The organism is Vibrio aquaticus (assembly GCF_003970385.1).
GTDB lineage: Bacteria > Pseudomonadota > Gammaproteobacteria > Enterobacterales > Vibrionaceae > Vibrio > Vibrio aquaticus.
This window is the reverse complement of record NZ_RXZH01000023.1, coordinates 1-6,198: the sequence shown is the minus strand read 5'-3', so window position 1 is coordinate 6,198 and position 6,198 is coordinate 1. Positions and strand designations below refer to the sequence as shown.

General features: G+C 41.8%; 8 protein-coding genes. 6 read left to right on the top strand and 2 right to left on the bottom strand.

All coding sequences use genetic code 11. The features are described from left to right. Positions 1 to 812: 812 nt before the first annotated feature. Positions 813 to 1,304 carry a peptidase T gene (locus EJ063_RS20095; protein ID WP_126576049.1) on the top strand — a complete coding sequence of 164 codons (492 nt, stop codon included), beginning with the start codon at positions 813 to 815 and terminating at the stop codon, positions 1,302 to 1,304. 755 nt (positions 1,305 to 2,059) lie between these two features. Here the strand turns inward: EJ063_RS20095 and EJ063_RS20920 are convergent. After that, complete coding sequence (locus tag EJ063_RS20920; RefSeq protein WP_158676015.1) at positions 2,060 to 2,443, bottom strand: hypothetical protein; 384 nt, start codon at positions 2,441 to 2,443, stop codon at positions 2,060 to 2,062. Between the two features lie 303 nt (positions 2,444 to 2,746). After that, the gene (locus EJ063_RS21100; RefSeq protein WP_167469934.1) at positions 2,747 to 2,908 is read right to left on the bottom strand and encodes a hypothetical protein; all 162 of its coding nucleotides are present in this window, start codon (positions 2,906 to 2,908) and stop codon (positions 2,747 to 2,749) included. A gap of 337 nt (positions 2,909 to 3,245) precedes the next feature. On the opposite strand from EJ063_RS21100, the gene EJ063_RS20065 reads away from it, so the two are divergent. The 5 genes from EJ063_RS20065 to EJ063_RS21165 all read left to right on the top strand — a co-directional run. After that, a complete protein-coding gene (locus EJ063_RS20065) occupies positions 3,246 to 3,854 on the top strand; it encodes a hypothetical protein (protein ID WP_126576045.1) in 609 nt (202 codons plus the stop codon). Positions 3,855 to 3,986: 132 nt separating this feature from the next. After that, positions 3,987 to 4,463, top strand: coding sequence for a DUF2059 domain-containing protein (locus EJ063_RS20060; RefSeq protein WP_126576044.1), 477 nt, complete (start codon positions 3,987 to 3,989; stop codon positions 4,461 to 4,463). A gap of 161 nt (positions 4,464 to 4,624) precedes the next feature. Next, a complete protein-coding gene (locus tag EJ063_RS20055; RefSeq protein WP_126576043.1) occupies positions 4,625 to 4,990 on the top strand; it encodes a VOC family protein in 366 nt (121 codons plus the stop codon). 154 nt (positions 4,991 to 5,144) lie between these two features. Then, positions 5,145 to 5,579, top strand: coding sequence for a GNAT family N-acetyltransferase (locus EJ063_RS20050; protein WP_126576042.1), 435 nt, complete (start codon positions 5,145 to 5,147; stop codon positions 5,577 to 5,579). Positions 5,580 to 5,916: 337 nt separating this feature from the next. Continuing rightward, positions 5,917 to 6,198: hypothetical protein (locus EJ063_RS21165; protein WP_208640385.1), on the top strand; the 282-nt coding region annotated here is incomplete at its 3' end.

The following is a 6,198-nucleotide window of genomic DNA, read 5'->3' as shown; positions in this document are numbered from 1 at the left end:
GATAAAGCGCTAGTAACGGTAAACAAGGCTAACCTTGGTTCAGTCAAGGCTATAAAGCACAACAAAGGTGTTCTTGAGGTGGAAAAGGAAGTATCAGGACAAAAAGGTCTAGTTCAGTATTACTGGCTTAACACCTGCGCTTAGGCAAGAATATGCATAACAAAGCATTTAAGAGTGATTCGCAACGCTTGGCAGTTTCGCTTCGCTCAAGTATAGCCAAGCGCCGCTCACACCTTAATGCGGCGTTAGGCAAAGGACAGGAAAGTTCTTTGTCTTATTCTTCTTGTTCCCTCTGGCTATCTGTTTTTCTTAGTCGGCAATTCAGCATTGTCGGCTCAAATCCTCGAATCTCTCCAACCGTAAAACATGCCAAAGTTCGTGGGTTGCCTCATTAGTTTTCAGTATCGGTTGGTGGTGAGCTTCACTGGCTCAAAGTGTGGAAAGGGCAAGTTAGTCGAAGGTTTCGTTATTGCTGTCATTTCGCAGCTTTGAGTTTCTCAGGTTCAAAAGCTACTTTGTCGTTGAAAGGCTGTGTTTCGTGAATGTTGAAAGTGAGGCTGTAACATAGTTGCTTTAGTAGTTTTTGAATCACAAAAAGTCAGTGGGTGATTGGTTGCTTATCGTGTTTAAGGTATTCTGTTTTCAAACCAAGTAAGTGAGTAAACGAGAAATTTGCCTAACAAACAATTCAAGCTGATTCGCAACGCTCGGCGCTTTCGGTTTCAATTAGTTTGGTGATTACGGTGAAGTGCTTAGGCAATGTGGCAGCGTTGCTCACAACTTAATTGAGCGTTATGCCTTATGAGGAAATTATGAGTACATATGAAGTAATTTCGACAATAGTGATCGTAATAAGCATCGCTATCAATGTGTTTCAGTTTCGTCAACGTAAGCCGAAGCTAAAAATTCAGATGTGCCGTAGTATTGAGCCAAATCAAGACGGGGTAGGTAACTACCTTTGTGGACGTATTTTTATTTCCAATCACGGTAGTGAGACTGCATTTTATAGTGGCTTAGAGGCTATTGATGACAAAGGTAAACTATTCTTTCCTTGCTGCTCATTAAAGATTCCTAGTGAAATTCCTCCTAATGCTTCGGTTGTAGGTACTATCACGAATGGGCACTTGCTCTGTAATGGAACGAAAGAATTATATGTTATTGATGGGACTTTAAGTAAACACCGAGTACCAACTAAGGTATTGAAATCAGTGATTTCAGATCTTACTCAAGAACGAGATAGGCTTGAAGGACTAGGTGTTAATGTTCATCCTAATAATTCCTGGTCATCTCAACCACAGGCATAACAAGCAATTTAAGAGGGATTCACAACGCTTGGCATTTTTGCTTCTACTTCAAATTTAGTGTTTATGGCAAAATGCTTTAGGTTGGGTGGAGGCGTTGTTCACCCCTTAATTGGGCGTTATGTTTACTTGTATTTCAAAGGCTTAAAGGTCTTAGGCTCTAGTTCTTTGTCCCTCTGGCAATTCGTTCCTAGTAGACTCAGCAAATCCGCATTGTCGGCCTAAGTTCTTGAACCTCTCAGTCCGTAAAACATTCCAATGTTAGCGGGTTGCTTCATTGTCAGGTCGTGACGGTTGGCTGTTTGTGTAACTGGCTTTAAGTCGCTTTCAGGTTCATAGCCAAGCAGCATTTCAGCTTGGCAGTTGCCTCGGCAATTCACCATTGTTTTGCGCTTTGGTTGGAAAGAAAGGGCGCTTTTTGGAGCTTTGTCGGGTTGCCTCATTGGGCAGGGAAGTGGAATTACTGGTTTTGGGTTAGTCGCTTTTGGCGGTCAAGTTGGTTCTTGCCTTGTGGTTTGGTTCAGGAAACTGGCTTGAAATAGCAGTTCTTTCTCAATTAAGTCAGTAACTTGTGGTAAAACATAACAAACAATTCAAGTTGATTCGCAACGCTCGGCGCTTTCAGTTTCAGTTGGTTTAGTGATTATGGTGAAGTGTTTGAGTAAGGTGGCAGTGTTGCTCACAACTTAATTGGGCGTTAGGGCTACTGTTCTTGGGATGTGGCTGACAGACCTTTAAATGTCAGCCACTAATTGAACCTATATGCCGCCAGTATAGTTATTTGCGCAGGACTGTTCGTAAAGCATTTGTGCCACCTGACTATCATGCATGCCAGTTGCACCGACTACGCCGTGTATAACTCCAGTAATGTATGAACGGTTAACTCTTTTGCTTGCGCTCATAATACATTTAGCGTCACGTGAGTCCTTGATTCCTGAATTGATAATGTAAATTTCACCTACCGTATTTGCATCTTCCTGATATTTTGAATAGTCCTTGCCTAAGAACATGGCGAGTCTTTCGCAGCGAGCCGCGCCGGAAAAAGAAGGCAAGTCTTGTAGCTTGTTGGTTACTTCTGTTACGTTGGCCATAGAGCCGAATGATGTAAGTAAAGTAAATGCAAATATTACGGTTTTGTTCATTCTAAATTTAGTCTCCAGATCTGGGGGGCGCTGTTATACACCTAGTTTCGTATGTCTGGCAAGAATAATTGTATACAATAGCCCTAACAATAAATTTAAGCAGATTCGCAACGCTTGGCACTTTTGGTTTGAATCGGCTTTAGTGTCTACGGCACAATGGTTTAGGTTAGGTGGTAGCGTTGCTCACTACTTAATTTGGCGTTATGTTTACTTGTATTTCAAAGGCTTAAAGGTCTTAGGCTTTAGTTCTTTGCCCCTCTGGCAATCCGTCCCTAGTAGACTCAGCAAATCCGCATTGTCGGTCTAAGTTCTTGAATCACTCAGGCCGTAAAACATGCCAATGTTCGCGGGTTGCTTCATTGTTAGGTCGTGGCGGTCGGCTTCTTGTTTAACTGGCTCAAAGTCGCTTTCAGGTTCATTACCAAGCAGCATTTCAGCTTGGCAGTTGCCTCGGCAATTCAACATTGTTTTGCGCTTTGGTTGGAAAGATAGGGCGCTTGTTGATTCTTGGTCGGGTTGCCTCATTGGGCAGGGAAGTGGAATTACTGGTTTTAGGTTAATCGCCTTTGGTGGCCAAGTTGGTGCTTGCCTTGTGGTTTAGCTCAGAAAACCAGTGAGAAATAGCAGTTCTTTCTCAATTAAGTCAGTAACTTGTGGTAAAACATAACAAACAATTCAACAGTGATTCGCAACGCTTGGCGCTTTCACTTCGGGTTGAGTTTAGTGTTTACGGCGCAGTGTTTAAGTTCAGTGTCTGCGCTGCTCACACGTTAATTGGGCGTTATATTCACAGGAGATTTCATTGAATAAAAGTAAAGTCATGCATCACTGGCGATTTTTCCTTTCCTTGGAAAAGGACTTTATCAATCTTCAGAATTACATTGAAATTGATGAAAAAAACTTCAATACGTTTTCGCTTGAGTTAGCCAAACTTTTGCAAACTGCATGTGCGGAGATAGAGTCTGTATTGAGGTTGTTGTGCAGACAACTGGATGGAGAAAGCCCATTTGCTGATAGCGGTGACAAAATTGGTGAAATGAAAAAGTATAAGAAACTAATTAATCGTCACCTTAGTGGTTTCTTTGAAGCGGAAGTTTCTTTACCTCATCTAGAGCAATCTATTAAACCATGGAAAAATTGGTCTAATACTACTCCTCCCGAATGGTGGAGTAGCTATAACTCAGTAAAGCACCATCGCCATTCAGAGTTTCATCAGGCTAATCTTGAGAATGTAATTTATGCGTTATCTGGCTTAATGTTATGCAATTTATACCTATATCGCAGGGTTGTAGATGAACCTTATGCTACACCAAATAAAATTCCCGAGTATTTTGATTGTGAGTACACTGCTCGACGAATGGCTTGCAGAGCCGACTTTGAATTGCCAGGGTTCGAGGCAAAGCGAATATAACAAACAATTCAAGTTGATTCGCAACGCTCGGCGCTTTCGGTTTCAATATGTTTGGTGATTAAGGCGAAGTGTTTAGGTAATGTGGCAGCGTTGCTCACAACTTAATTGGGCGTTAAGTGTAATGAGGGAGTTATGAAGAAAATCTTATTTCTATTATTGGTAGTTTCGACATCTGCATTTGCGGAATCAAGCCCAAGAGAGCTGTCGTTGAAACTGTATGACCTGATGGCAGTAGATGCATCGGTGAAGCAGATGTCTGATTCAATGCGAAATATGCTAGAGAAACAGGTCGAAGCAAACAAGAACATCCCTGATAGCAAAAAAGATGATGCTCAAAAAATATTTAATGACATCATTAGTCTTCAAATGAGCATTTATTCTGACCCATCAATAAAAGATCATATCGCTAGCGCTTACCAAGAAATGTATTCAGATGAAGAACTAAAAGGGTTAGTGGAATTTTTTGAATCTCCTGCTGGGCAAGCTTTTGCGACCAAAGGAAGTCAGATATCACATCACTTACAAAGCTTTATCCTTTCTAAGTTACAAGAACTTCAGCCTAGCTTGATAGCTAAGGAACAAGAACTACATAAGTTACTTGCGGAGTGAAATTACACTTAACAAGCAATTCAAGCTGATTCGCAACGCTCGGCACTTTCGGTTTCAGTTAGTTTAGTGATTAAGGTGAAGTGTTCGGGTAAGGTGGCAGCGTTGCTCACAACTTAATTGGGCGTTAAGCTACAAACAGCCGAAAGGAATTGGTGCTAGAAATGGAAAATCTGAATACAGTAGAAATAAAATCGTTTGTGCCCGCCAAAAACTTTGAGCTTTCGAAGCGCTTCTATCAGAGCATTGGCTTCGAACTCGCATCAGAATTTGATGGAATCGCGTACTTCAAATTTGGCTCTTGTCCGTTTTTGCTACAAGACTTTTATGAACCGGCTCATAGTGACAATTTCATGATGCACCTTTTAGTCGAAGATGCGCAAAGTTGGTATGAGCATGTACTGAAACTCAATCTAGAGGAAGAGTTTGGTTCCAAGGTAACAGAATTGGTTGAACAGCCATGGGGAATGCTTGAGTTTTGTATGACAGACCCTAGTGGTGTGTTGTGGCGTATCGCTGAGAACAAGTAGCTTAACAAACAATTCAAGCTGATTCGCAACGCTCGGCACTTTCGGTTTCAATATGTTTAGTGATTACGGCGAAGTGTTTAGGCACTGTGACGGCGTTGCTCACAACTTAATTGGGCGTTATAAGCTATCTGTAGTTGTAGGTTTGGAGAGTTAGGTGTACGAAATCCGTAAAGCTAAGAATAGTGACTATGAGTTCCTGTTCGAGCTAAAGAAATCAGCAGAATTTGAACCGATTAAAGCTGTCTTCGGTTGGGACGAAAGTGTTCAAAGAGAAATTCATCGCAATGAATGGGACGAAGAAAAGCCAACCATAATTGAAGTTGATGGGGTGGCAGTAGGTAGTTACTTAATGCAGTTCCATTCTGAACATATATACTTTGGTCGGTTTTTCTTGTTACCAGAGTATCAGGGTAAAGGAATTGGCAGCCAAGTATTGAAAGTTGTCATTACAATTGCTGAACAAAAGTCGTTACCGATAAAGCTTTGCTACTTGCAAGGAAATCGAGTGGGTCAACTTTACAAAAGGCTAGGCTTTGAGGTGATTGGGCAGGACGAACAGTTCGTGCATATGCTCAAACCACGCTTATAACAAACAATTCAAGCAGATTCGTAACGCTTGGCGACTTTACTATGCGTTGGCTTCCGTGTTGTAAGTGGTTTGCAGCAGCTTGGTCAGTGCGTTACTCACTACTTAATTGGGCGTTATGTTTACTTGTATTTCAATGGCTTAAATATCTTAGGCTTTAGTTCTTTGTCCCACTGGCTATTCGTCCCTAGTAGACTCAGCAAATCTGCATTGTCGGCCTAAGTTCTTGAATCACTCAGCCCGTAAAACATGCCAATGTTCGTGGGTTGCTTCATTGTCAGGTCGTGGCGGTCGGCTTATTGTTTAACTGGCTTTAAGTCGCTTTTAGGTTCTTAGTCAATTGGCAGTTTGGCTTGGCAGTTGCCTCGGCAATTCAGCATTGTTTTGCGCTTTGGTTGGAAAGACAGGGAGTTTGTTGAAAGTTAGTTGGGTTGCCTCATTGGGCAGGGAAGTGGAATTAAACCTTTTAGGTTGGTCGCCTTTGTCGGTCAAGTTGGTTTCAGCCTTGTGGTTTGCTTCAGAAAACCAGTTAGAAATTGCAGTTCTTTCTCAAGTAAATCATGTGTTTGTGGTAAAACATAACAAACAATTCAACAGTGATTCGCAACGCTTGGCGCTCTCA